This is a genomic window from Rahnella victoriana (assembly GCF_004330295.1).
GTDB lineage: Bacteria > Pseudomonadota > Gammaproteobacteria > Enterobacterales > Enterobacteriaceae > Rahnella > Rahnella victoriana.
On sequence record NZ_SJOJ01000019.1, the window covers coordinates 73,153 to 97,995 of the forward strand.

Sequence of the window (24,843 nt, forward strand, 5' to 3'; positions counted from 1 at the left end):
CGCGGGTTATGTTTAGCCGTAGAAAATCAAATTTGAGGCATTTATGAGCAAAGTCAGACTCGCGATAATAGGCAACGGCATGGTGGGCCATCGCTTTATCGAAGATTTACTGGATAAAGCAGAACCGGGTCAGTTCGAGATCACGGTATTGTGTGAAGAACCGCGCGTGGCCTACGACCGCGTCCATCTTTCCTCCTATTTTTCCCATCATACCGCCGAAGAACTGTCACTGGTTCGCGAAGGCTTCTACGAAAAACACAACGTCAACGTGCTGATTGGCGAACGGGCGATTACGCTGAACCGCAAGGAAAAAGTCATTCATTCCAGCAGCGGCCGCACGGTGTATTACGACAAACTGATTATCGCCACCGGTTCCTACCCGTGGGTGCCGCCAATCGCGGGTTCCGACGGTCAGGATTGCTTCGTTTACCGCACCATTGAAGACTTACACGCCATCGAATCCTGCGCCCGTCGCAGCAAACGCGGTGCCGTGGTCGGTGGCGGTTTGCTTGGCCTTGAAGCCGCCGGTGCGCTGAAAAACCTCGGTGTGGAAACGCACGTGGTCGAGTTCGCTCCCGGCCTGATGGCGGAACAACTTGATACCATGGGCGGCAGCCAGCTACGCCAGAAAATCGAAAGCATGGGCGTGCGGGTTCACACCGCCAAAAATACTCAACAGATTGTTCAGGGCGGCACGTCAGCCCGTAAAACGATGGAATTCGCCGACGGCACCTTCCTGGAAGTCGATTTCATCGTGTTCTCCACCGGTATCCGCCCGCAGGATAAACTGGCGCGCCAGTGTGATTTAGAGATCGCCCCGCGCGGCGGTATCGTGATTAACGATCAATGCCAGACCAGCGATCCGGACGTGTACGCCATCGGCGAATGTGCGTCGTGGAATCAGCGCACCTTCGGTCTGGTCGCGCCGGGCTACAAAATGGCGCAGGTCACCGCCGACCATTTACTTGGTCGCGATAACGCCTTCACCGGCGCAGACATGAGCGCCAAACTGAAACTGCTGGGCGTTGATGTGGCCGGTATCGGCGATGCCCACGCCCGTACGCCGGGTGCCCGCAGTTATGTGTATCTGGATGAAAGCAAGGCGCTGTACAAACGTCTGGTGGTCAGCGAAGACAACACCACCCTGCTCGGCGCGGTACTGGTCGGGGATACCAGCGATTACGGCAACCTGCTGCAACTGGTGCTGAACAGCATTCCGTTGCCGGAAAATCCGGACGCGCTGATCCTGCCCGCTCATGCAGGCAGCGGCGGCGCGGTGATTGGCACCGATGCCCTGCCGGAAAGTGCGCAAATCTGCTCCTGTTTTGACGTCACCAAAGGCGACATCATCAAAGCCGTTCAGGGCGGCTGCCATACCGTCGCGGCGCTGAAATCGGCAACCAAAGCCGGTACCGGCTGCGGCGGTTGTATTCCGCTGGTGACACAGGTGCTGAATGCCGAACTGAGCAAACAAGGCATCGAAGTTAACCATCATCTGTGCGAACACTTCGCGTATTCCCGTCAGGAGCTGTATCACCTGATCCGCGTGGAAGGCATCCGTTCGTACGACGATCTGCTGAACAAATACGGCAAAGGTTACGGCTGTGAAGTGTGTAAACCGACCGTCGGCTCGCTGCTGGCGTCCTGCTGGAACGACTACGTACTGAAACCGCAGCACACGCCGTTGCAGGACACCAACGACGTGTTCCTCGCCAACATGCAAAAAGACGGCACGTATTCCGTGATCCCGCGTTCGCCGGGGGGCGAAATTACCCCTCAGGGATTGCAGGCCATCGGCGAAATCGCGGCGGAATACAATCTCTACACCAAGATCACCGGCTCGCAGCGCATCGGCATGTTCGGCGCGCAAAAAGACGATTTACCGGCCATCTGGCAGAAACTGATTAACGCCGGATTCGAAACCGGTCAGGCGTACGCCAAAGCCCTGCGCATGGCGAAAACCTGTGTCGGCAGCACCTGGTGCCGTTACGGCGTGGGCGACAGCCTCGGTTTCGGCATCAGTCTGGAAAACCGCTATAAAGGCATCCGCACGCCACACAAAATGAAGTTCGGCGTGTCGGGCTGTACCCGTGAATGTTCCGAAGCGCAGGGCAAAGACGTCGGGATTATCGCCACGGAAAACGGCTGGAACCTGTATGTCTGCGGCAACGGCGGCATGAAACCCCGCCACGGCGATTTGCTGGCCGCCGATCTGGATAACGACACGCTGCTGCGTTATCTCGACCGTTTCATGATGTTCTACATCCGCACCGCCGATAAGCTGCAACGCACGTCAGTCTGGATGGACAATCTCGAGGGCGGCATCAGCTATCTGCGTAAAGTCATCATCGACGACAAACTCGGTCTTAACGAACAGCTGGAAGCCGAACTGGCGCGCCTGCGCGATTCCGCCGTCTGTGAATGGCAGGAAACGCTGAACGATCCGGCGGCACAAATCCGCTTCAGCCACTTTATCAACAGCAGCCAGCGTGATCCGAACGTGCAGTTTGTCGGTGAACGTCAGCAGCATCGTCCGGCGCGTCCTGACGAACGTATTCCGGTGACGCTGGTCACTGACGGGGAGGAAGTATGATGAGCCAGTGGTTAACGCTTTGTTCTGTCGATCAGATCCTGCCTGCCTGCGGCGTGTGCGCACTGGCAGGCGATCAGCAGGTCGCGCTGTTCCGCCCTTACGCCGATGAGCAGATTTTTGCCCTGTCGAATATCGATCCGTTCGCGCAGGCCAGCGTACTTTCACGCGGGATTATCGCTGAACATCAGGGCGAGCTGTGGGTCGCCAGTCCGCTGAAAAAGCAACATTTCCGCCTGACTGACGGCCTGTGCATGGAAGACAGCCAGTATTCGGTTCCGGCTTACGAAGTCCGTGTGCGCGACGGGAAGGTGGAAATCAATACCGCCAGTCTTCAGGCTGTAACCTGCTAAACTCCGCGCTTTCCACGCCGCCTCCGGGCGGCGTTATTCTTTTTTCAAAACATGCTGTCTCAGAGAACACTGTCTATGGATTACCTGCCCCTTTTTTGTCAGTTAAAAAACAGAGCCTGTCTGCTGGTGGGTGCCGGTGACGTGGCTGAACGTAAAGCACGTTTGCTGCTGGATGCCGGTGCAACACTGACGGTGAATGCGCTTACCTTTACGCCGCAATTTCAGATCTGGGCAGACGAAGGCAAAGTCCGCCTGTTGCGCGGCGAATTCTCACCGCTGCTGGTGGATGAAAAATGGCTGGTGGTCGCCGCGACCGATTCCGATTTGGTGAATCAGGAAGTCAGCGAAGCCGCTGAGCATCGCCGCGTGTTTTGTAACGTGGTGGACGCGCCGGAAAGCGCCAGCGTGATCATGCCGTCCATCATCGACCGGTCTCCGCTGATGATCGCGGTGTCTTCCGGCGGGAACGCGCCGGTGCTGGCGCGTCTGCTGCGCGAACGTCTTGAATCCATTTTGCCGCAACATCTGGGCAAGCTGGCGCAGGTGGCGGGCGGACTGCGGGCGCGGGTCAAAACGCATTTTCCTGACGCCTCTGAGCGCCGCCGCTGGTGGGAAAAACTGTTCAATCATCATCGTCTGGCACAGTCACTGGCGAATAACGACGACACGCAAAGCCGCGACTATCTCGACGCAATGTTCCGCGAGCCGGTGGATAAGCATGGCGAAGTGATCCTGGTCGGTGCGGGGCCGGGCGACGCCGGACTGCTGACGCTCAAAGGCTTGCAGCAGATGCAACTGGCTGACGTGGTGGTTTACGACCGGCTGGTGTCTGACAGCGTGCTGAATCTGGTGCGCCGCGACGCGGAGCGGATTTTCGTCGGCAAACGTGCCGGACACCACTGTGTGCCGCAGGAACGCATCAATGAAATCCTGCTGGAACAGGCGCAGATGGGCAAACGGGTTGTCCGGCTGAAAGGCGGCGATCCGTTTATTTTTGGTCGTGGTGGCGAAGAACTCGAAGCCCTGAAAGCGGCGGGCATTGCCTTTTCCGTCGTACCGGGCATCACAGCCGCCTCCGGTTGTTCGGCCTACAGCGGCATTCCGCTGACTCACCGTGACCACGCGCAAAGCGTCAGGCTTATCACCGGTCATGCAAAACAGGACGGCATTATTGACTGGGCGTGCATGGCGCAAAGCCAGCAAACGCTGGTGTTTTATATGGGACTGACGCAGGCCGGCGAGATCCAGCGCCGTTTGCTGGAAAACGATCTGGCAGCAGAAACGCCTGTCGCGCTGGTGGAAAATGGCACCAGCCAGCAGCAGCGCGTGGTCACCGGAACGCTCACTGAACTCGAAAAACTGGCGAAACAGGTCCAAAGTCCCAGCCTGATTATTGTCGGCAGCGTGGTCAGCCTGCGGCAGAAACTCAACTGGTTTGCCAGCGAAACGCCGCAATCCGCGCCTTCTGCTTAAAAAAACTCCATTTATTTTATTAATCAATTCAGAGAAGTGAATAACATTTCACTTCTCTCTGTCGCATTATGGGAAGATTCTGATAACAGAATATAATTCCTTATACACGGCAAGACCTGATCTCATTTTGAAATAAAACCCCCTGTCAAATGGAATATCCAGCATCTTAAACTTAAACTTTAAGAGCGCCAACTGTGGCGTATTCTCCCGTGGAGGGTCATCTCATGCGCCATACCATTCATGTTGGTCATGTAAACAAGGTTGCCCTGGCAATCTTAGTCGCCCTGTCACTGGCTGCCTGTAGCGGCAGTGGCGGCGGCGGTTCTTCTCATACGGCAAAAACGTCCACCACCGGCTCAGCAACGACCGGCGATGGCACAGGTTCAGGGACAGGGACGTCAACGGGCGGTGACGGAACCTCCACCGCCGGGAATGGAAGCGGCACAGGATCGGGTACCGGGGCAGGCACCGGTAGCGGTGGAGGAACCGGGACTGGCGGCGGAACAGGAACCGGCGGCACAGGGACAACACCGTCAACCACGCTTGCCAGCGCGACGATCCTGAGCAGCGCAGGCAGCGCGGTCAGTGGTCTGGGTACGCAGGTCAGCAGCATCGCCACCCAGACACCGATCAGTAATATTCCGGTTGCCGGGACTGGCGTCGTGACCATCATCGACAGTACCGGTAAAGCGGTGACTGACGTGGGCAGCGGCGTCAAAAACGGGCTGGGACAACTCGGTACCAATCCGAATGCCGTCGGCACCACTGTCGCCGGCGTGCCCATTGCTGTGGCGGATGTGGGCACCGGTGTGTCAGGGCTGGGGACTTCGCTGGCCGCCAATACCACAGGAACACCGGTCAGCGGCGTGACATCGGCAGCAGGCGGGCTGGTCAATAACGTCGGGAAAGTGGTCACCACAACGGGTAACGGATTAGCGACAAACGTGCAAACCGGTGAGCTTTCTAAAGTCACCACGGCGACCACCGGGATCGTGACGCCCGTTGTCGCCAAAGTTCAGGGAACCACACAAGACGTCGGCGGCGCAACAGGGCTGGGCACACCGGTTAACGGCTTGCTGAATCAGGTGGGCACTACCGTCAGCGGCGCAGGGACGCAACTGGCAACCACCACACCGGCGCTGGCCGGTCTCGGACAGGTGGTGACCGGCACCGGACAGGCCGTGTCTAAAACCGGGACCATTCTGGTTCCTGCCAGCAGCACAACCACCACGACCGCCAGCAATTCCGGCGGCATTTCGGCAGGCGCTGGCACATCCGTCACGCCATCCGGCGGTTTACTGGCCGGGGTAGGCACGACAGTGGGAGGACTGACCGGCGGCCTGGGTCTGAAAGTCAAAACCGCGCCGTAAATCTGTTAATGAGCGTGGGTAGAAAAAGCCCGCTCTCCGGTTCTGGCGGAGAGCGGGCTGGCATCTCTGAGTGGTAACGTTTCCCTGTGCGTTCAAAGGAATGTTTATGAGAATAAAATCCTGCATAGTGGCTTTACTGGGTTCTGCCATTGGCTACAGTTCGGCAGATATGTTTCCTACCCTGATCGACCCGAATAACCCGGCCAAACTGGCGCAGCCGATTTCCCAGCCTCCGGCCAAAACGCAAAATATCGCCTTGCCCGCACAAAAGTCTCCTCCCAGCCTGACACCCCAGACCCTGATTGACGTCAGACACATTCAGTTTGTCGGCGGCACTCAGTATCCGCTGGATTCACTGGCCGCACCCTTCGCTCCCTTTATCGGCAAACAGGTGCCGCTTTCGGCATTACTGGCGGCCACCGACACGATCACCCAACGCTATCACCGCGACGGTTTTATTCTCTCTTACGCCTATATTCCGGCCGATAACTTTAAAGAGGGCGTGCTGAGCATCGGTCTGGTGGAGGGATACATTTCCGGTACGCAAATCCGCAGCGACAATCAGCAGGTGGGCCGCTGGCTGAGTAAATTATCGCAACACATCATGGCGGAGAAGCCGCTGACGCAGGAGACCTTTGAACGTTACACCCTTCTGATGGGGCGCACGCCGGATACCAAAGTCAGCGCCTCGGCCAATAATCCGAACAACATTTACGGCGCGACCACGCTGAATGTCGACGCGGTACGCCAGCGGAACTGGAATATTGCGACAGCGGTCGATACCCGCAAAGGTGACAGTTCTGCCGTGGTTAACGCCACGCTGAGCGGCCTGAGCACCTACGGCGAGCAGTTCGGCATTGCGACCTTAATCCCGCTGGAAAGCGATACCCGTAAAACCTACGCCGGTCTGAACTATCAGCAATATCTTGGCGACGACGGGTTGCTGATGCAGCTGAAAGGCAGTTATTACCAGCAGAAAGATAAGGATTACAACAGCATATTACTGCTGCCCAACGGCATCGACGTCGGGGCGCAAAACACCCAGACACAATATAACGGCGGCGTGGTATTCAGTTATCCGTTGCAGCTGACGCGGAAAAAACAATGGACGGTCAGCGGCGGTCTGGATTATCTCGATAAAAAATACCAATACGATTTGCGGGCAAGGCTGGGCAATCAGCAGATTGACCTGCCGCAGGTCAGCCAGCGGATCCGCTATCCGGCCGCAGAATTGTCACTGACCGGCTACCGGGAATATGATCAGGCTTACTGGAATACCACCTTCAATGTCCGTCAGGGGATCGACGGTCTGGGGGCGACGAACTCCACACCCAATGCAGATCTGACGTTTACCCGCTGGAAATTTAACGGCGATGCGGCCTATCTGTTCGATAAAAAATGGCGGTTGAGTTCATCCGTGGAAGGTGACTGGTCGGATAATGATTTACCTGAACCGGAGCGTGTGAATTTTGGTGCGCTGCATTACGGGCGCGGTTATCCCGACAGTGATGCCCAGGGGGATTACGGTGTCGGCGGACAGGTGGAAATGCGTTATATCCACAGTCTGGAACAGGGAGAATGGCTGAAAACCATTCAGCCTTACGCCGTAGTGGATGCCGCACATACCGGATTTAACCAGCCGGGGCTGCCCAAACAAAATCTGTCGTCTTACGCCATTGGCGTGATGTTTGGCGATAACCGTCACTATTCGTTATCCGTGGAAGCCGCCAGACCGATTGGCGATGTGCCGCTCGACAGTTCGTCCCGCGACTGGCGCTATAACGCGACCTTTACCTATAACTTCAACACCGGCTCGTGAAATCCTGAAAGTAAAAAGCCACGTCCGAAAAGACGTGGCTTTTTGATGGAGTGCCGGGCCTGACTTATTCGTAGCTGACGAAACCAATGGCTTCATAGGCCTTTTTCAGTGTCACGCTGGCGCGGGCGCGGGCTTTCTCCGCCCCTTCTTTCATCACCTGTTGCAGGTAAGCTTCGTCGCTGCGGAAACGGTTAAAACGCTCCTGCACCTCGGTCAGCATGCCGGATACCGCTTCGGCTACCGCGCCTTTCAGATGACCATACATCTGGCCTTCGAATTCCGCTTCCAGCTCAGGAATCGCTTTGCCGGTCACACCGGAAAGAATATCCAGCAGGTTCGACACGCCTGGCTTGTTTTTAATATCGTAACGAATGACCGGTGGCTCTTCAGAATCGGTCATCGCGCTTTTAATCTTTTTGGTCACCGCTTTCGGATCTTCCAGCAGGCCGATCACGTTTTTGCGGTTGTCATCCGACTTGGACATCTTCTTGGTCGGTTCCTGCAACGACATCACACGCGCGCCGGATTTAGGAATAAACGGTTCTGGCACGGTGAACACATCACCGTAAATCGCGTTAAAACGGGCGGCGATATCGCGGCTCAGTTCCAGATGCTGTTTCTGGTCTTCACCGACCGGCACCTGATTGGTCTGGTACAGCAGAATATCGGCGGCCATCAGCACCGGATAATCGAACAGACCGGCGGTGATGCTTTCGCTGTTGGACGTTTCGTAGCGCGCGGATTTGTCCTTGAACTGCGTCATACGACCCAGCTCACCAAAATAGGTGTAACAGTTCAGCGCCCAGCTCAGCTGGCTGTGTTCAGGAACATGAGACTGCACGAAGATAGTACTTTTCTTCGGATCAATGCCGACTGCCAGATACAGCGCCAGCGTGTCGAGCGTCGCTTTGCGCAGTTTTACCGGATCCTGACGCACGGTGATCGCGTGCAAATCGACGATGCAATAAATGCATTCGTAGTCGTCCTGCATTTTGACCCATTGACGCAGCGCACCCATGTAGTTGCCAATGGTCAATTCGCCGGAGGGCTGTGCGCCACTAAATACGATGGGTTTACTCATTTTATGCTTCCTGATCTTTTAAAGATGACAGCCCCAGAGTGGGCAAAAGGTCGGCGAAATTATCCAGTACGCGATCGGGTTTGGTCAGCGCGATAGTTTCGCCGTAGTTGTAACCGTAAGTCATGCCGACACACGGGCAGCCAGCGGCCTGTGCAGCATGAATATCATTGCGTGAATCACCCACGAAGACCATTTCACTGGCGCGCAATCCCAGCAGAGCCAGCGTCATGTAGACCGGGGCCGGATGCGGCTTTTTCGCCACCACATCGTCGCCACCAATCACCACGGTGAAATAGCTGTCGATACCGAGCGATTGCAATAAAGGCGCGATGAACGGCGTCGGTTTGTTGGTCACCAGCCCCATTGGCAGCCCCGCGGCGGCCAGTGCCGCCAGCGTCTCTTTGACCTGAGGATATAAACGGCTGCCGGTTGCGGCGGTATCCGCATAATAGTGATCGAATTTGTCGCGGACTTTTTGCAGATATTCCGCTGACAGATCGCCTTCGGCCCAGCGCACCGCGCGCTCGACCATGACATCGGCACCGTTGCCAATCCAGGTACTGAGACGCTCAACACCGGCAGCAGGCAATCCAAAATCCTGCAACGCCAGATCCATCGCTTCGGAAAGACCCGGCGCGCTGTCCACCAGCGTACCGTCGAGATCAAAACCGACACCGCGCGCGGCGAGGATCTCAGTCATGGGAGACCTTAGCCAGTTCACTGCGCATATGGTCGATCACCGTGCGGTAATCCGGTTGGTTGAAAATGGCCGAACCGGCGACAAACATATCAGCGCCTGCGGCGGCGATTTCGCCGATATTCTCCGCTTTCACACCGCCGTCGACTTCCAGACGAATGTCATATCCGCTGGCATCAATAATTTTGCGCACCTGACGCAGTTTATCCAGCGTGCCGGGAATAAACGACTGACCACCAAAGCCGGGGTTGACCGACATCAGCAGGATCACATCAAGTTTATCCATCACATAATCGAGATAGCTCAGAGAGGTCGCCGGGTTAAACACCAGACCGGCTTTACAGCCGTGGCTTTTAATCAGTTGCAGCGAACGGTCAACGTGCTCGGAGGCTTCAGGATGGAATGTGATGTAAGAGGCACCCGCTTCGGCAAAATCCGGGATCAGACGATCAACCGGTTTGACCATCAGGTGAACATCGATCGGCGCGGTAATGCCGTAATTGCGCAGCGATTTAAGAATGGCCGGCCCCATCGTCAGATTAGGGACGTAGTGGTTATCCATCACATCAAAATGGACAACATCTCCGCCCGCTTCCAGGGCTTTGGCTGTGTCTTCACCCAGACGGGCAAAGTCAGCAGACAGAATGGACGGTGCAATCAAAAACTGTTTCATCCGCTTCTCCATACGATAGGGTTACCTGACGATCACCGGCGGGCCAGCAATCAGCGATATAGCGCTAAAAGTTCATTCACCATGCTGCGTTGTGCAACTTTGCTGCTGATGGTACGCCGCGCTGACACGCGGTGCAGCTTGGCCTCTGCGTACCATTCCAGAGTCAGTGGTGTTTCATGGTTGGAAATCAGCACCGGCACACTGTTCTCATGAGAGAGCTGATACGCCAGCCGGGCCAGATTGCGCTGATCATCCATACTAAAACTGTTGGTGTGATACGCCGTAAAATTGGCGGTGGCGGAAAGCGGCGCGTAAGGCGGATCACAATAGACCACCGAGCCAGCCTGCGCTTTCAGCAACGTGTCCTGATAATGCTCACACACAAACACTGCATTCTTCGCTTTTTCAGCGAACCAGTAGAGTTCTTCTTCAGGGAAATACGGTTTTTTATAACGTCCGAAAGGCACGTTAAACGCACCACTGAGATTATAACGACACAGGCCGTTGTAACAATGGCGGTTGAGATAGAGGAAAAGTACCGAACGACGATAAGGATCGCTGCTGGCATTAAACTCAGCCCTCAGGACGTAAAAACGATCTGATTCGTTAAACTCTGGCGTAAAAAGCACACGAGCATCACGCACGAATTCCTCGGTGCGTGTCTTCACAATGTTGTAGAGATTGATCAGATCGTTGTTGATGTCTGCCAGAATATAAGCGTCATACTCGGTATTTAAAAACACCGAGCCCGCGCCAACAAAAGGCTCGATCAGACAATCTCCCGCCGGAAGATGACGTTTGATGTCATCAATCAGCGGGTATTTGCCGCCAGCCCACTTCAAAAACGCGCGGTTCTTCTTCATGCCGTCAGTAGCTACTTATACAATTCACAGCCGCGGATTGTATCCTGTTTTTAGACAGCAAATCGCGTTGAGATCAGTTTCATTTTTTCAGGTCTTGCTGTACCTGATGTACAGGCTTGACCCACGGTTTTTTCGCCTGAACTTCCGCAGGCAAGCTGGAAATAGCACGTTTCGCCTCTGCAGAAGAAGCATAGTTACCACTCACCAGCACAAACCACGGCTTCCCGTCGCGGGCTGTCTGATAAACCAGATAATTTTTCAGGCCCTGCTGTCTGGCAAATGCATTCAGTGTATTCGACTGCGACGCGCCGCTCAGTTGCAGGGTAAAGTGTGTGCCCGGTGCAGACTTGATGGCAGATGCACTGCCGGAAGCCACGACCGGGGCCGACGCCGCAGGGGCGGCAGTCTGAGATTTGGTTGCCGGTGTTTTCGCCGTGTGCGTCGCCGCAGGCTTATGCTCAGCCGGTTTGGCCGTATGCGCAGGCTGGGTATTGCGTGAAGGCTGCGCCGGACGGGTATGGGTCGCGGAAGGCTGAGAACCCGCCGGAGCCTGAGTCCGTGCCGAACCGTTCACCGTTGCCGGTGCAGTGGGCAGAGAGGTCAGTGACTGAGCGGCAGGCGCCATGCTGCCTTGTGCCACGCCATCCACCTGATTTTGCTGAGCTGAGAGCGCATCGCTCATGTCACCCGGCAAATCGACACGTTCTTTCACCTGACCGTTATCAGGCACAGGCTGTGCTTCAGTCGGAGTCGGGGAAACCGGCGGCAAGCCGATACTCTTCGGTTGCTGGCCGTCAGCGGGCTGTTGACCATCAATGGCCTGCGCGGTATTGGCCTGAGCCTGCGCGGAAGGTTGAGCAGGTGCCGCCGCGTCATTACCCGCGAGGCTAATGTCTTTCGGTCCGTTGTTCTGCTGAGCAGACTGGCTGGAGGAAGGTGACTTCATGGCCGAGCCGATACCGACAATCAGCAGAACCAGCACCACGATACCGATGCCGATCATCACGTACTGACGGGAAACAGCGACCTTTGGAAGGGAAGGAGACGGTTTGCGCGCGCGCGGTGGGCGGCGATCGCTGGTATCTGGTTTGAGATCGTCTTCCGGTGTTAAATCATCCATCTAAAACCTCCAACCCGGCAAAAGCCTGAAAGGCTTTACGCGGAGCAACTATCCTGACTAAAAATATAAAGCTTTGCGGGCAAACGTAAAATCGGTCGTTATCTGGCCAAAACTCTGGCCGCAGTCTTAACGGCAATCTTCAATCGAAGCCAGCACCATTTCATGCGATACGCCGGAGCGTACTTCAGACTGACCAATTGCTTTCGGTAAAACCAGACGCAGCTCGCCAGCCAGTACTTTCTTATCACGCATCATGTGCGGCAGATAAGACTGCGCGTCCATAACGTCGGGGCCGGTCACAGGTAACCCTGCACGGGTCAGTAAGGCTTTCACCCGGGCAATATCGCCCAGACTGAATTGTCCCAGGCGATGGGCCGTATAACAGGCCATCACCATACCGGCCGCCACAGCTTCGCCATGCAACCAGTTACCGTAACCCATTTCCGCTTCAATAGCATGGCCGTAAGTATGGCCCAGATTCAGCAAGGCGCGCATGCCGTTTTCACGTTCATCGGCAGCCACAACCTCTGCTTTCAGCTCGCAGCAACGACGGATGCAATAGGCCAGCGCGTTCATATCCAGCGCCAGTAAAGCGTCCATGTTGTCTTCAAGCCAGACAAAGAAGTCGGCATCCAGAATAATGCCGTATTTGATCACTTCTGCGAGACCCGATGACATTTCACGGGCAGGCAGCGTTCGCAGACAGTCGAGATCAACCACCACCGACGCAGGTTGATAAAACGCGCCGATCATGTTTTTTCCGAGTGGATGGTTTACCGCCGTTTTACCGCCAACGGAGGAATCAACCTGAGAAAGCAGCGTGGTTGGCACCTGTACAAAGCGCACACCGCGCTGATAACTGGCCGCAGCGAAGCCGGTTAAATCACCGACAACGCCACCGCCAAGGGCGATCAGCGTAGTATCACGTCCGTGCGGCTTTTCGAGCAGCGCGGAGAACACGTCATTCAGAACAGTCAGGGATTTGTATTGTTCACCATCAGGCAAAATCACCTGATCAACACGAACGCCTGCCTGCTCCAGTACTGAACGGAGTGCGTCCAGATAGAGAGGGGCGAGGGTTTCATTGGTCACTATCATGACCTGATCGCCTGCCTTTACCGGCATAAAAGAAGCCGGATCGTGGAACAATCCGGCAGCAATCGTAATCGGGTAGCTACGCTCCCCTAACGTTACGGTAATCCTCTCCATGTCGCGCTCTGTGACCTTCTTTAACTGACACCCTCAGGCAATGATGGACACCAATAATCAGTTACTTTCCAGCATGTTAATAATCTGGTTAGCCACGACTTTGGCACTTTGATCATCGGTACGAATAGTGACGTCGGCAATCTCTTCATACAAAGGATTACGCTCTCTCGCCAGTGCTTCAAGCACTTCACGTGGCGGAGCACTCACTTGTAATAATGGACGTTTTTTGTCGCGTTGTGTACGCGCCAGTTGTTTTTCGATGGTAGTTTCAAGATAGACGACAACGCCACGCGCTGACAAACGGTTACGGGTTTCACGTGATTTCACGGAACCGCCACCTGTTGCCAGAACAATGCCTTGTTTTTCGGTCAGTTCGTTGATCACTTTTTCTTCGCGGTCGCGGAATCCGTCTTCGCCTTCCAAATCAAATACCCAGCCCACATCAGCTCCGGTACGTCGCTCAATTTCGTGATCGGAGTCGAAAAACTCCATATTGAGTTGCTGAGCTAACTGTCGACCAATAGTGCTTTTGCCGGCACCCATAGGCCCAACCAGAAAGATATTGCGTTTCTCTGCCATGTTTTTCGGTATTACTAAGACAATTCGTTGATGATAACCCGCCCCGCCAATCAAATTAGCGGCGGGACCTAAACTGAAACCTCATGAGCGATATAGTGCGAGATCAGAAAAAAATTATCTCAACACTCTTGGTAGTTTGGCAACCGAATAAATCACTTTGCACGCCGCAGGAGGGAAACCGTACGTTTTTATCGGCGTGTCTGTCGTAATAAAAAGATCACGGTGCTCAATTCGGTAACCCTTGTAAGCTAAATCGAAGGCAGCGTCAAACTCAGAAGCCCCTCACGACACAAAAAGTTGCATGTGCTCAACGTTATTGTGCGATTTCCGTTAAGTCAGAATACCCATTTAACGGGTGCGGATTAAGGTCGGGGTAATGAAAATCACCAACTCGCGCCGTTGTTCATTGTTGTACTGATGTTTAAACAAGGAACCGACCACCGGTATGTCCCCCAACACCGGCACCTTGGTATCGGTTTTTTGATTTTTGCGCTGGAAAATCCCGCCGAGGACCAGGGTTTCGCCATCTTTTACGGTGACCTGCGTTTTGATTTCCTGTTTATCAATCGCCAGCGCCTCGCCTTCCGCCTGTTTGATACTTCTTCCGGGCATGTTCTGGCTTATCTGTAAGGCCAGCTGAATACGTCCGTCGCGCTGAATTTTCGGCATTACTTCCATACCCAGTACCGCTTCTTTAAATTCAATGGAGGTACTGCCGCTGGCTCCGCTGGAAACCTGATACGGGATCTCCGTTCCCTGTTTGATACTGGCGGTTTGCATATGGGCGGTCATCAGACGCGGGCTGGCGATAATATCGACTTTGTCTTCCTGCTCAAGGGCGGTCAGTTCCAGATCGAGTATCCGTCCGCTGATATGCGCCAGATTAAAACCGGCGGTGAATATCGGGTTCTCCACCGGCATCCCCATACTGAAATTGTTCATGCGTACGGCTTTGGTGATGGCTTCCTCACCGGTGAATCCCCAGCGCACGCCAAGCTCCCGCAGGCTTTCACTGTTCATGGTCACGATATGCGCCGCCAGTTGCACCTGTTGTAACGGCAAATCCATTTCTTTTATCCACGGTGCCACGATATCCAGCGCTTCCTGCGTATCACGCAGCAAAAGCGTATTGGTACGGACATCCGCTGTCGCAATGCCTTTTGCCGAAAGCAGCGAGCCTTTCTGCGCATTCAGACTCATTGCCGTCTCTTTGGCATCCGCATAGTTTAACGGCACCGTGAGACTGACCACCGGACGTTGCAGCGCCTGTTGTTCAGCGGCCTCTTTTATTTGCTGTTGCACAGCCTGCTGGTCCACTTCGGGCGAGATCAGTAAGACATTGCCCTGTAACTGGCTGGTAAGGCGGTTCATTCGCAAAATGATGTCGAGCGCCTGCTGCCACGGCACATCTTTGAGTTTCACGCTTATCTGCCCTTCCACACCCGGCGCGGTCACCAGATTCAACTGCCGCGAATCCGCCAGAGCCTGCAACACTAACCCGACCGGCGATGACTGGAATTCCAGTGACACCTGCGCCGGTGCGGCGGCGTTAACCGGGTTCAGGCATAAACACAGCAACGGCAGCGATATTTTGCTGCCAACATATTTCATCATTTTCATTGTCCCTTCCCTGGAGAATCATTGCGTATGCCGAGGCGGAGGATCTGACGCTGAACGCCGCAGCGCGCGTCACTGAGAGTGAGCGCCACCTGCGAGGCGCTCAGAAGTTCGACTGTCCATGGCGGCGTGCCGAAGCGGGTGCCGGTTTCGACTTTGCTCCATTGCCCGTCAGGAGACAGCAGCCAGCCGGAACGTTGATCACCCGTCTGTGACACACCACTCAGCGTCCAGTCAGCCGCCTGCAAAACACTCGCACAGGCGGAGGATTGCGGCGCGGCAAAAGGGTCACGCCGGGCGACGACGGCCTGCGTAAGTTCCGTCGTTTTTTCCGCATCAGGGGTTTGAGTGAGCAGTACCGAAACCACCAAACCGGCGTCGTTTGTGTGCAGACTCAGCTCACTGAGGGCAGGACGTTGGGACCCTTGCTGCATCGCATAAAGAAAATCCATCAGCCCGGTAAAAGACGCCTGTAATTCCAGCTCGCCCTGCGGCTGCGCTTTCGCATCAGGCACGGGTTGCCAGCGGACCAGCCGCGCCTGAGACGCTTGCAGCGGTTGGGCAAATTGCTGTTCCAGCGGCAGGCTCTGCCGTTCAACCTGCGCATGGTGTTTCAGTTCGCGCTGCAGATGTTCCAGCGGCGGCAGGCGTAGCAATGCCGCCTGAGTGCGTGAGATGCCCTGTTGCGCGGAGGCAATGTCGTGCGTCAGCGTCTGCAGTTGTTGCCACATGCCCCGCACTGCGGCCAGATACATCAGGAAAATCAGAACCAGTAAAAAGGCGATCAGGATCAGCGCCCGCTGCCAGCCCGGTTTTTCCATCAGCGGTTCGAGTCGTTCAGCAAGGAGCCGCGTCATTGCGATGCCTCCGCCGCAGCCGGAGAACTGACCGCCCGGAGCGGCGTTTGCATGACAAAACTCAGCGTTCCGTCTGGTTTTTGCTGCACATAGGAAAGCCGGACGTGGCCCAGTAATTCGCTCGCTGACAGCGTGTCGCTCAAAGCCAGAATCTGGTGATAGAACCGCCCTTCGCCTTTTAACATCAGCATTCCCTGCCGCTCTGTCAGTTCATTCAGCCAGATGTCTTCCGGCATCCGGGAGGCCAGCAATTCCAGCAGTTGCAGGTCATCCCAGCCTCGCTGCAAACGCTGATGGCTCAGCGCACGTTTTTCTGTCAGGACGTTTAACTGTACAGCGGCGGTTTCCACACGCTGCTGCCGGAGTACCAGCGTTTGCGCAGCGGAATTCAGCGCGGACAGGTGCAGTTGCCGCAGCGCCCTTTCCTGCATAAGAAACGCAACGAGGAGAAAAGTCCCCGGCACAACCAGTACCGGCGTCACGGCAAAAAGCCTCAGCCAGTCACGCATCCGGCGCTGGCGGCGCAGGGCGCGCCACGGCAATAAGTTGACCTGCAGCATCAGTAATCCGCCGCCCGCAATGCCAGCCCGACGGCAGGCGCGAACGCACCGGGGCTGGCAGGCAAAGGGGCTGACAGTTGCGTGATCGCACGCAAAGGCGACCAGTATTGCATCGGGGCGGGGGCGGGTTCGCCGCTGTAATAGTCTTCACGGCTGCACAGTGTCGCCGCACGATATTGTGAGCGGATGTACTGCGACAGCGGCGTTTTCGTTTCGGCTTCTGCCCCTTCCAGCAGACCAAACTGAAACGGCAAACTGTGCGGCGAAGCCCACAGCAGGGCATCATCAAGAGGATGGATCAACATGGCATCGCCGGGCAGCCCGGCAGCCTGAGCCGCAATCTGAAGCGCGCAGGGTGTCAGCTCGATGGCCTCAGGAAACAGCTGTGCCTGCGCCATGCATTGCATCCACTGTTCGATTTCCTGCTGTCTGGCCGCCGTGACAACCACCTGATTATCGCCGTGGGGATCGGCGCGGTAGTCCATCACCAGATGTTCCACGCTCAGGGGAAACTGCTTTGCCGCATGGGAAAAGATGAAAGCACTGCGCTGTGGCTCACACAAACGGGCATCCGGCGCGGCCATGCGTTGCTGCATAATACGTTGTGCAGGAAGGCTAATTCGCAATGAGAAACCTGCCGGCAGCGTTTTTCGCCAGCACGATAAAATGGCGATCAGCGGCGCGGTCTCATGTAATATCCCCTCCCGCAATGTGAAAGGGGGCAACGGATGCTGCCACCAGTGACGTAATTGCCAGCCATGACGCCGCCGCTGAACGGCGATCGCTCGGGCAAAACCGGCTTGAATATCCAGACCTACCTGCCATGCTTGTAGTCGCATTTTCGCCCAATCTCCATATCGTCAAGTAAATAAAAGAACGTATCCATGTTGCTGGCTTGCCTTTATACTACCGCGCGGTTGTTTATAAACTGCCCAATTGACACTTAATGGGAAATCTCAGGTGAAGTTCGTAAAGTATTTATTGATTCTTGCAGTGTGTTGCATTTTGCTGGGAGCAGCCTCGATCTTCGGTTTGTATAAATATATCGAGCCACAGCTACCCGACGTCGCCACGCTTAAAGACGTGCGCCTGCAAACACCCATGCAGGTTTTCAGTGCCGAAGGTGATCTGATCGCCCAGTACGGTGAAAAACGCCGTATCCCGCTGAAACTTGACCAGATCCCACCGGAAATGGTGCATGCGTTTATCGCGACCGAAGACAGTCGTTTCTATGAACATCACGGCGTGGATCCGATCGGTATTTTCCGTGCGGCTTCCGTTGCGCTGGTGTCCGGTCACGCCTCACAGGGTGCGAGTACCATTACTCAGCAGTTAGCCCGTAACTTCTTCTTAAGCCCCGAACGCACGCTGACCCGTAAAATTAAGGAAGCGTTTCTGGCCATCCGCATTGAGCAGATGATGTCCAAAGACGAAATCCTCGAGCTGTATCTGAATAAGATCTATCTCGGTTATCGCGCGTATGGCGTGGGCGCTGCGGCACAGGTGTACTTCGGTAAAGATGTCAGTCAGCTGACACTCAGTGAAATGGCGGTGATTGCCGGTCTGCCAAAAGCACCGTCGACCTTCAACCCGCTGTATTCTCACGACCGTTCTCTGGCCCGCCGGAATACCGTACTGGCCCGTATGCTGGATGAAAAATACATCACGCAGGCGCAGTACGATCAGGCCCGTGCCGAACCGCTGGTGGCGAATTACCATGCCCCGCACATTGAATTCTCAGCGCCCTATCTGACCGAAATGGTGCGTCAGGAAATGGTGAAACGTTATGGCGACAATGCCTATAACGACGGCTACATGGTTTACACCACCATTACCAGGAAAACCCAGTTAGCCGCGCAGGAAGCCCTGCGCACCAACGTGCTCAATTACGATATGCGCCACGGTTACCGCGGCCCGTCAAATCAGCTGTGGAAAGTGGGTGAACCAGCGTGGGATCAGGACAAGATTGTTCAGTCGCTGAAAACCCTGCCGGTGTATGGCCCGCTGTTCCCGGCGGTGATCACCGCAACGGATGATGCGCAGGCGACGGCCACCATGTCTAACCGCGCAGTGATCAGCCTGCCGTTCAGTGGCATGCGCTGGGCACGACCTTACCGTAATGACAACGCTCAGGGTCCGACACCGAAGAAAGTGTCTGACGTGGTGCGTCCTGGTCAGCAGGTCTGGGTGCGTAAAGTGGGTGATGACTGGTGGCTGGCACAGGTGCCTGACGTCAACTCGGCCATCGTTTCCCTCAATCCAAACGACGGGGCGATTGAAGCGCTGGTGGGCGGTTTCGATTTCAACCAGAGCAAGTTTAACCGCGCCAATCAGGCGGTTCGCCAGCTCGGTTCGAACATTAAACCGTTCCTGTACACCGCGGCGATGGATAAAGGCCTGACACTGGCGACCATCCTCAACGACATGCCGATTACCCGCTGGGATGCCGGTGCGGGCACCGACTGGCGTCCGAAAAACTCACCGCCAACGTATTACGGCCCGATCCGTCTGCGTCAGGGGTTAGGTGAATCGAAGAACGTGGTGATGGTGCGTGCAATGCGTGCGATGGGCGTGGATTACGCGGCAGAATATCTGCAACGTTTCGGCTTCCCGGCAGCGAACATTGTTCATTCCGAATCACTGGCACTGGGTTCCGCATCATTCACCCCGTTACAGGTTGTGCGCGGTTACGCCACACTGACCAATGGCGGCTATCTGGTTGACCCGTATTTCATCACCAAAATCGTGGATGAGTCCGGTCAGGTTCAGTTTGAAGCCAAACCGAAAATCGCCTGCCGCACCTGTAATATTCCGGTGATTTATGGCGATACGCAAAAATCTGCGGTGCTGTCGGATGATAACGTCGAAAACGTTGCCACCTCGGCCACCAACAGCAATAACAGCGTGCCTACGCCGCAACTGGAACAGGTGCCACCGAACTCGCCTCAGGTCGATGCCGCGCAGCAATATGCGCCGCATGTGATCAGCACGCCGCTGTCATTCCTGATCAGTGATGCCCTGAACTCTAACATCTTCGGGGAACCGGGCTGGATGGGGACGGGCTGGCGTGCGGGACGTGATCTGAAGCGTCATGACATTGGCGGTAAAACCGGTACCACCAACAGCTCGAAAGATGCCTGGTTCTCCGGATACGGTCCTGACGTGGTGACGTCGGTCTGGATTGGCTTTGACGATCACCGCCGTGACCTGGGGCGTTCAACGGCTTCAGGCGTGATCCCGGATCAAATCTCCGGGGCTGAAGGCGGTGCGAAAAGTGCTCAGCCAGCCTGGGATGATTATATGAAAGCCGTGCTGGATGGTGTGCCGGAGCAGCCACAAACCCCGCCTCCGGGCGTGGTGACGGTCACTATCGACAAGAGCACCGGTAAGCTGTCTGACGGCGGCGGTAACAGCCGTCCGGAATACTTCGTGGACGGAACGCAACCGACTGAACATGCGGTGCATGAAGTCGGGACGACCATTATGGATAACGGTCAGGAACACGAGTTGTTCTGATGCCTGAGCTGTAAAACAAAAAGCCGGTCTGCATCATGCATGACCGGCTTTTTTAATGGTTTTTTATGGCGGGATCAGCGGGCGTTTCGTGTCAGAAAATCGTGCGCCAGGAATAACGCGCTGACATTGCGGGCTTCGCAAAAATCAGGGTGTTCGAGCAATTCCATCATGCGCGACACCGGCCAGCGCGTTTGCGGCAACGGTTCCGGTTCATCGCCTTCCAGACTTTTCAGGTACAAATCTTTGGCAATGACGATATTCATGCGGCTGGAGAAGTAGGAAGGCGCCATGGTCAGTTTTGCCAGCACATCAAAGTGGCGCGCGCCGTAGCCCACTTCTTCCATCAGTTCACGGTTAGCCGCCTCAAGCACACCTTCGCCAGGATCAATCAGCCCTTTGGGAAAGCCCAGCTCGTAGCTTTCGATGCCCACGGCATATTCCTGAATTAACAGCAGCTCATCATCAATGATCGGCACAATCATCACCGCTTCCCGATCGGAAGGACGCATGCGTTCATACACACGTTCAGCGCCATTGCTGAACGTCAGATCGACAGATTCGATGGTGAACAAACGCGAACGGGCCACGGTTTCCACCTTCATGATTTTCGGTTTTTGCAGGTGTTTTGTCATGTCTTCCCCAACGTATTATTCACCTGACCAGAGGTGTTCAAATGGGTTCGTTGTTCTGTTTACAGACGGCTATCAGACGTCATTGTGCGTTAATGAACGCCAGCATCGCAATCTTTACTGAAAAACGGTCTTGCCCCTGCGTATTTCCCGTACAAAATACCCGTAAAAAAACAGCGTTAATCGTGCAAAAAAAAGCACGTTAGCTTATGGCTGTCACATTTTTGCTTTAACAAAATCACTCACACTTCAAAATAGGATTATACCGATACCCGTTCGTTCAGAAATACAGGTATCCTCTAGCGTGGTTTTTTTGTGCATAGTATTCAGGCAAACAATAATAAAAATCCTATCAAAAAAGCACCCATGCGCAGAATGTGCATTGCATTTATGTATAATACTTTCACAGAGTTGACGTAAGTCACCCACGTCTGAACGGGGATCGGATGAGCACAGTAGTCGTGACACTGGTGTTGTTGTGTATCGCAATTATTGCCACAGCGTCTTATTTTTGGCTTGTATTGCGCCGCCGCCAACGCGACGAGTCCGTCGTGCGTTTCTCCACACCGAGTCAGCGCAAACTTTCTCAGAAAGAACGTGATGCTGTTGAGCGTTATCTGCGTCAAAACGAAGGCCTCGGCCAGACCCCTATTACCCACCGCAATAATCTGATCATCCTGCGCGATAAACTGACGCTGACCACCAAAAGCGAAAATGTTTACAGCCTGAAACGCGCGATCACCCGCTATGGCGTGGCGAGCGAAGATCCCAATAAATGGCGCTATTTCCTCGATGCGACTGAAATTCACCTTCCCCCGTTCTGGGAGCAATACATCGCTCAGGAAAATCAGGTCGAACTGATCAAGACGCAAAGCCTGCCGCTGGTGATTTCACTCAACGGCCATACGCTGGCGGATCACGTTTATGAAGGACCTGCGCCGGTGTCGGCGGTGATGCCTCCACAGCCGCAGAACGCCTCGATTCGTCATGAAGAAAGCGAACACATTGAACTGGTTAAAGTCCGCCGCGAAACCCGCGAGGAACACGCCCTGACCCGTTCCAACGGTGTCAAAGAAGCGCTGGCGGTTTCCGCGATCCTGCTGATGTTTTTCGTCACGCTGCAAAGCCCGGTGATGTTCCTTCCCTGGCTGCTGGCCATTTCCGCCGGACTGGCGGTGTGGGTTATCTGGCGACTGGTCTGCGAACGCTTAGGTAAAAACCGCAAGGAAATCCATTGCCTGCGCGGTTTACCCAAACGCTGGGGTTTGTTTGGGGAATCCAAACAGGGCGATATCAGCAATATTTCGCTCGGTGCGGTAGACCTGATATATCCGCCGCACTGGCAGCCCTATATTGGCCGTGATCTCGGCCAGCCGACGGATGTGGAAGTCTATATGAACAGCCACGTCGTGCGTCAGGGCAGTGTGCTGTCGCTGCATGAAGAGGTGAAGAAATTTCCGCTCCAGCAATGGGGAAGAAATCTGGTGCTCGCCACCAGCGCCTTCCTTCTGCTGCTGGCGTTACTGGTGTATGTTCCGCTTGGCCTGCCGCTCAAACTCAGCGTGGCCTGGCTTCAGGGCGCGCAAAGCTCACAGGTTAACAGCGTGCAGGAACTGGAAAAGGCCGCCCTGCGCGTCGGCGATACCCTGAAAGTTCAGGGAACCGGCATGTGTTATGTGCCGCCGTCCGCCAGCCGTTCTGCGTCCGGTTTTATGCCTTTTGATTGTTCTGCCATTTACTGGAATACCGCGACGCCGCTGCCGGTGCCTCAGTCAGAAATCATTGATGCCGCTACGGCGTTGCAAACGACGGTGAACAACCAGTTACACCCCGGCCAGAACCAGGCACCCGAACAAAACATTAACCCGCAGCTGGCCACCGCCATTGAAAAATCCGGCATGATCCTGCTCGATGACTTCGCGGATATCGTACTGAAAACCGAAGCACTGTGCGGAAACAGCAACGACTGCGTCCGGCTGAAAAATGCGCTGGTGAATCTGGGTAATTCAAGTAACTGGAATTCGCTGCTGAAGCGGGCTAAAGCGGGCACGTTGCAGGGAATTAACGTTCTGTTACGTCCGGTCAGCGCCCAGTCCCTGAGCGAACTGGTGAATAACGCGACCTCTTCGTTCTTTATTCAGGAAACCCGCCGTGCGGCAGACAGCCTTAACAGTCCGCCACCGGGTGGCTTCCTCATCAGCAATGACGAAGGTCGTCAGCTGATTGAACTGCCGGTGCCGCCGGTGGGCGTATTTGCTAATCCGCCGCAGGAACAATGGAAACAGCTGCAACACTTATCAACGCAGTTGTTGCACACGCCGTTCAGCGCGCAGGGCGTGATCACCAGTATCAGCGTGGATGCCAACGGCACCCGTCATATTTCGCTGCACAGTGAACCGGATATTTCGACGTTGTGGCGGTATCTTGGTACCAGTCTTCTGCTGTTCCTGCTGGTGGGCGTACTGCTGGTCAATACCGTGCTGTTTATCCGCCGTTTCCTGCAAGATAAACGCCGTATCGACGACATTCAGCAATATTACAATTCCTGTTTCCATCCTACGCTGGTCACGATGCCTGCTCATCAGCTGGGCTGAAACTGCCGGGTGGCTCTGCGCCACCCGGCCCGTTTATGCTAATCTGACCCCCTTCCCTGCTTTCACTGATGCGTTCCTGCGTTCGCTGTTCCCTCCGGCCGCAGGACATGGAGTTTTCATGCCCCCTGATTTTGACTGGAAATGCATTGATACCGTTTTGCTGGATATGGACGGCACCCTGCTGGATCTGGCATTCGACAGCCAGTTCTGGCTACAAGACGTGCCGCTCGCCCTCAGCCAGCAACGCGCCATTCCACTGGAAAATGCGCGCCAGTTAATTCATGACGAATACCTTGCCGTTCAGCACACCATGAACTGGTATTGCTTTGATTACTGGAGCGAAAGGCTGGATCTGGATATTTACCAGATGACGACCCGCATCGGCAAAAATGCGCGCTTACGCGACGATACGCTGCCCTTTCTGGCGCATCTGCGGGAAAGCGGGCGACAGACCATTTTGCTGACCAATGCGCATCCGCACAGTCTTTCCGTTAAAATTGAACATACCGGATTAGACCAGCACCTTGATTTATTACTTTCTACCCACACATTTGGTTATCCGAAGGAAGATCAGCGGTTGTGGTCGGCGGTGCAGCAGCAAACGGGCTTTAACCCTGACAGAACCTTATTTGTCGATGACGGTGAACCTATCCTCAATGCGGCAAAAACCTTCGGTATCCGCTATTGTCTGGGTATAGAAAATCCGGATTCGACCATGGCAAACAAGTCATTTGAGGGGCATCCCTCCATTAGTGACTACCGAAGCCTGTTGCCCGCCATTCACCCCGTAACAGGCCCGGCTCAGTAATACCGGTAAGCTCAGGGGAGAAACATGAAAGGTAAAAAGGAAGACGACGATAATGCCGTTCGCCTCGATAAATGGCTGTGGGCGGCTCGTTTTTATAAGACCCGCGCGCTGGCACGCGAGATGATTGATGGCGGCAAAGTGCATTACAACGGCCAGCGGGGGAAACCCAGCAAGCTGATGGAACTGAATGCCGAAATTACGTTGCGTCAGGGAAATGACACCAAAACGATCATTGTTCTGGGGCTGACGACTCAGCGCCGCAGTGCGGAAGAAGCACAGAAACTGTATCAGGAAACCGGGGCGAGCATTGCCAGCCGGGAAAAAATCTCCGAGGCGCGCAAAATGAATGCCATGCCGCATCCGGACCGCCGTCCGGACAAAAAGGAACGCCGCAACCTGATCAAATTTAAATATGGCGATTCAGAATAAATCGCC

General features: G+C 55.2%; 21 protein-coding genes. 9 read left to right on the plus strand and 12 right to left on the minus strand.

Annotated features, from left to right (window positions below; genetic code table 11):
- The first annotated feature begins 43 nt into the window (after positions 1–43).
- From nirB to EYY67_RS16660, 5 genes are all read left to right on the plus strand, one after another.
- Complete coding sequence (gene nirB / locus EYY67_RS16640) at positions 44–2,593, plus strand: nitrite reductase large subunit NirB (RefSeq protein WP_131693899.1); 2,550 nt, start codon at positions 44–46, stop codon at positions 2,591–2,593.
- Positions 2,593–2,943: a nitrite reductase small subunit NirD gene (gene nirD / locus EYY67_RS16645; RefSeq protein ID WP_095923794.1), complete on the plus strand. Its 351-nt coding sequence runs from the start codon at positions 2,593–2,595 to the stop codon at positions 2,941–2,943. Before nirB ends, nirD begins: the two co-directional genes overlap by 1 nt.
- Positions 2,944–3,018: 75 nt before the next feature.
- Positions 3,019–4,416, plus strand: a complete 1,398-nt coding sequence (cysG, locus tag EYY67_RS16650) for a siroheme synthase CysG (RefSeq protein WP_131693900.1) — start codon at positions 3,019–3,021, stop codon at positions 4,414–4,416.
- Positions 4,417–4,640: 224 nt separating this feature from the next.
- Entirely contained in the window at positions 4,641–5,786 is a 1,146-nt protein-coding gene (locus EYY67_RS16655; RefSeq protein WP_131693901.1) for a collagen-like triple helix repeat-containing protein, read from the plus strand.
- Positions 5,787–5,892: 106 nt separating this feature from the next.
- Entirely contained in the window at positions 5,893–7,605 is a 1,713-nt protein-coding gene (locus tag EYY67_RS16660; protein ID WP_131693902.1) for a ShlB/FhaC/HecB family hemolysin secretion/activation protein, read from the plus strand.
- A 64-nt stretch (positions 7,606–7,669) separates the two neighbouring features.
- On the opposite strand, the gene trpS is transcribed toward EYY67_RS16660, so the two are convergent.
- From trpS to pilM, 11 genes are all read right to left on the minus strand, one after another.
- Positions 7,670–8,686 (minus strand): tryptophan--tRNA ligase, encoded by a 1,017-nt coding sequence (gene trpS, locus EYY67_RS16665; protein WP_095923798.1) that lies wholly within the window; start codon positions 8,684–8,686, stop codon positions 7,670–7,672.
- A 1-nt stretch (position 8,687) separates the two neighbouring features.
- Positions 8,688–9,386 (minus strand): phosphoglycolate phosphatase, encoded by a 699-nt coding sequence (locus EYY67_RS16670; protein ID WP_131693903.1) that lies wholly within the window; start codon positions 9,384–9,386, stop codon positions 8,688–8,690.
- The gene (gene rpe / locus EYY67_RS16675; RefSeq protein WP_095923800.1) at positions 9,379–10,056 is read right to left on the minus strand and encodes a ribulose-phosphate 3-epimerase; all 678 of its coding nucleotides are present in this window, start codon (positions 10,054–10,056) and stop codon (positions 9,379–9,381) included. Before rpe ends, EYY67_RS16670 begins: the two co-directional genes overlap by 8 nt.
- A gap of 50 nt (positions 10,057–10,106) precedes the next feature.
- Positions 10,107–10,919 (minus strand): adenine-specific DNA-methyltransferase, encoded by an 813-nt coding sequence (gene dam, locus EYY67_RS16680; RefSeq protein WP_095923801.1) that lies wholly within the window; start codon positions 10,917–10,919, stop codon positions 10,107–10,109.
- 79 nt (positions 10,920–10,998) lie between these two features.
- Positions 10,999–12,039, minus strand: a complete 1,041-nt coding sequence (locus tag EYY67_RS16685; protein WP_131693904.1) for an SPOR domain-containing protein — start codon at positions 12,037–12,039, stop codon at positions 10,999–11,001.
- A 126-nt stretch (positions 12,040–12,165) separates the two neighbouring features.
- Positions 12,166–13,248: a 3-dehydroquinate synthase gene (gene aroB / locus EYY67_RS16690; RefSeq protein WP_119825293.1), complete on the minus strand. Its 1,083-nt coding sequence runs from the start codon at positions 13,246–13,248 to the stop codon at positions 12,166–12,168.
- A 57-nt stretch (positions 13,249–13,305) separates the two neighbouring features.
- The gene (gene aroK, locus EYY67_RS16695) at positions 13,306–13,827 is read right to left on the minus strand and encodes a shikimate kinase AroK (protein WP_014333540.1); all 522 of its coding nucleotides are present in this window, start codon (positions 13,825–13,827) and stop codon (positions 13,306–13,308) included.
- Between the two features lie 348 nt (positions 13,828–14,175).
- Positions 14,176–15,438: a DNA uptake porin HofQ gene (gene hofQ / locus EYY67_RS16700; protein ID WP_119825660.1), complete on the minus strand. Its 1,263-nt coding sequence runs from the start codon at positions 15,436–15,438 to the stop codon at positions 14,176–14,178.
- Positions 15,439–15,443: 5 nt separating this feature from the next.
- Positions 15,444–16,301: a DNA utilization family protein gene (locus EYY67_RS16705; protein WP_131693905.1), complete on the minus strand. Its 858-nt coding sequence runs from the start codon at positions 16,299–16,301 to the stop codon at positions 15,444–15,446.
- Positions 16,298–16,861 carry a PilN domain-containing protein gene (locus tag EYY67_RS16710; protein ID WP_131693906.1) on the minus strand — a complete coding sequence of 188 codons (564 nt, stop codon included), beginning with the start codon at positions 16,859–16,861 and terminating at the stop codon, positions 16,298–16,300. The genes EYY67_RS16705 and EYY67_RS16710 overlap by 4 nt, the downstream gene beginning before the upstream one ends.
- Complete coding sequence (pilM, locus tag EYY67_RS16715; protein ID WP_119825299.1) at positions 16,861–17,700, minus strand: pilus assembly protein PilM; 840 nt, start codon at positions 17,698–17,700, stop codon at positions 16,861–16,863. Before pilM ends, EYY67_RS16710 begins: the two co-directional genes overlap by 1 nt.
- Positions 17,701–17,821: 121 nt before the next feature.
- On the opposite strand from pilM, the gene mrcA reads away from it, so the two are divergent.
- On the plus strand, positions 17,822–20,377 hold the full coding sequence (gene mrcA / locus EYY67_RS16720; RefSeq protein WP_095923807.1) for a peptidoglycan glycosyltransferase/peptidoglycan DD-transpeptidase MrcA: 2,556 nt from the start codon (positions 17,822–17,824) through the stop codon (positions 20,375–20,377).
- Positions 20,378–20,451: 74 nt separating this feature from the next.
- On the opposite strand, the gene nudE is transcribed toward mrcA, so the two are convergent.
- Entirely contained in the window at positions 20,452–21,009 is a 558-nt protein-coding gene (gene nudE, locus EYY67_RS16725) for an ADP compounds hydrolase NudE (protein ID WP_119825301.1), read from the minus strand.
- A 443-nt stretch (positions 21,010–21,452) separates the two neighbouring features.
- On the opposite strand from nudE, the gene EYY67_RS16730 reads away from it, so the two are divergent.
- From EYY67_RS16730 to hslR, 3 genes are all read left to right on the plus strand, one after another.
- Positions 21,453–23,600, plus strand: coding sequence for an intracellular growth attenuator family protein (locus EYY67_RS16730; protein ID WP_207391094.1), 2,148 nt, complete (start codon positions 21,453–21,455; stop codon positions 23,598–23,600).
- Positions 23,601–23,718: 118 nt separating this feature from the next.
- A complete protein-coding gene (gene yrfG / locus EYY67_RS16735; RefSeq protein ID WP_131693907.1) occupies positions 23,719–24,408 on the plus strand; it encodes a GMP/IMP nucleotidase in 690 nt (229 codons plus the stop codon).
- Positions 24,409–24,432: 24 nt separating this feature from the next.
- Positions 24,433–24,837, plus strand: a complete 405-nt coding sequence (gene hslR, locus EYY67_RS16740; RefSeq protein WP_095923810.1) for a ribosome-associated heat shock protein Hsp15 — start codon at positions 24,433–24,435, stop codon at positions 24,835–24,837.
- Positions 24,838–24,843: the final 6 nt, after the last annotated feature.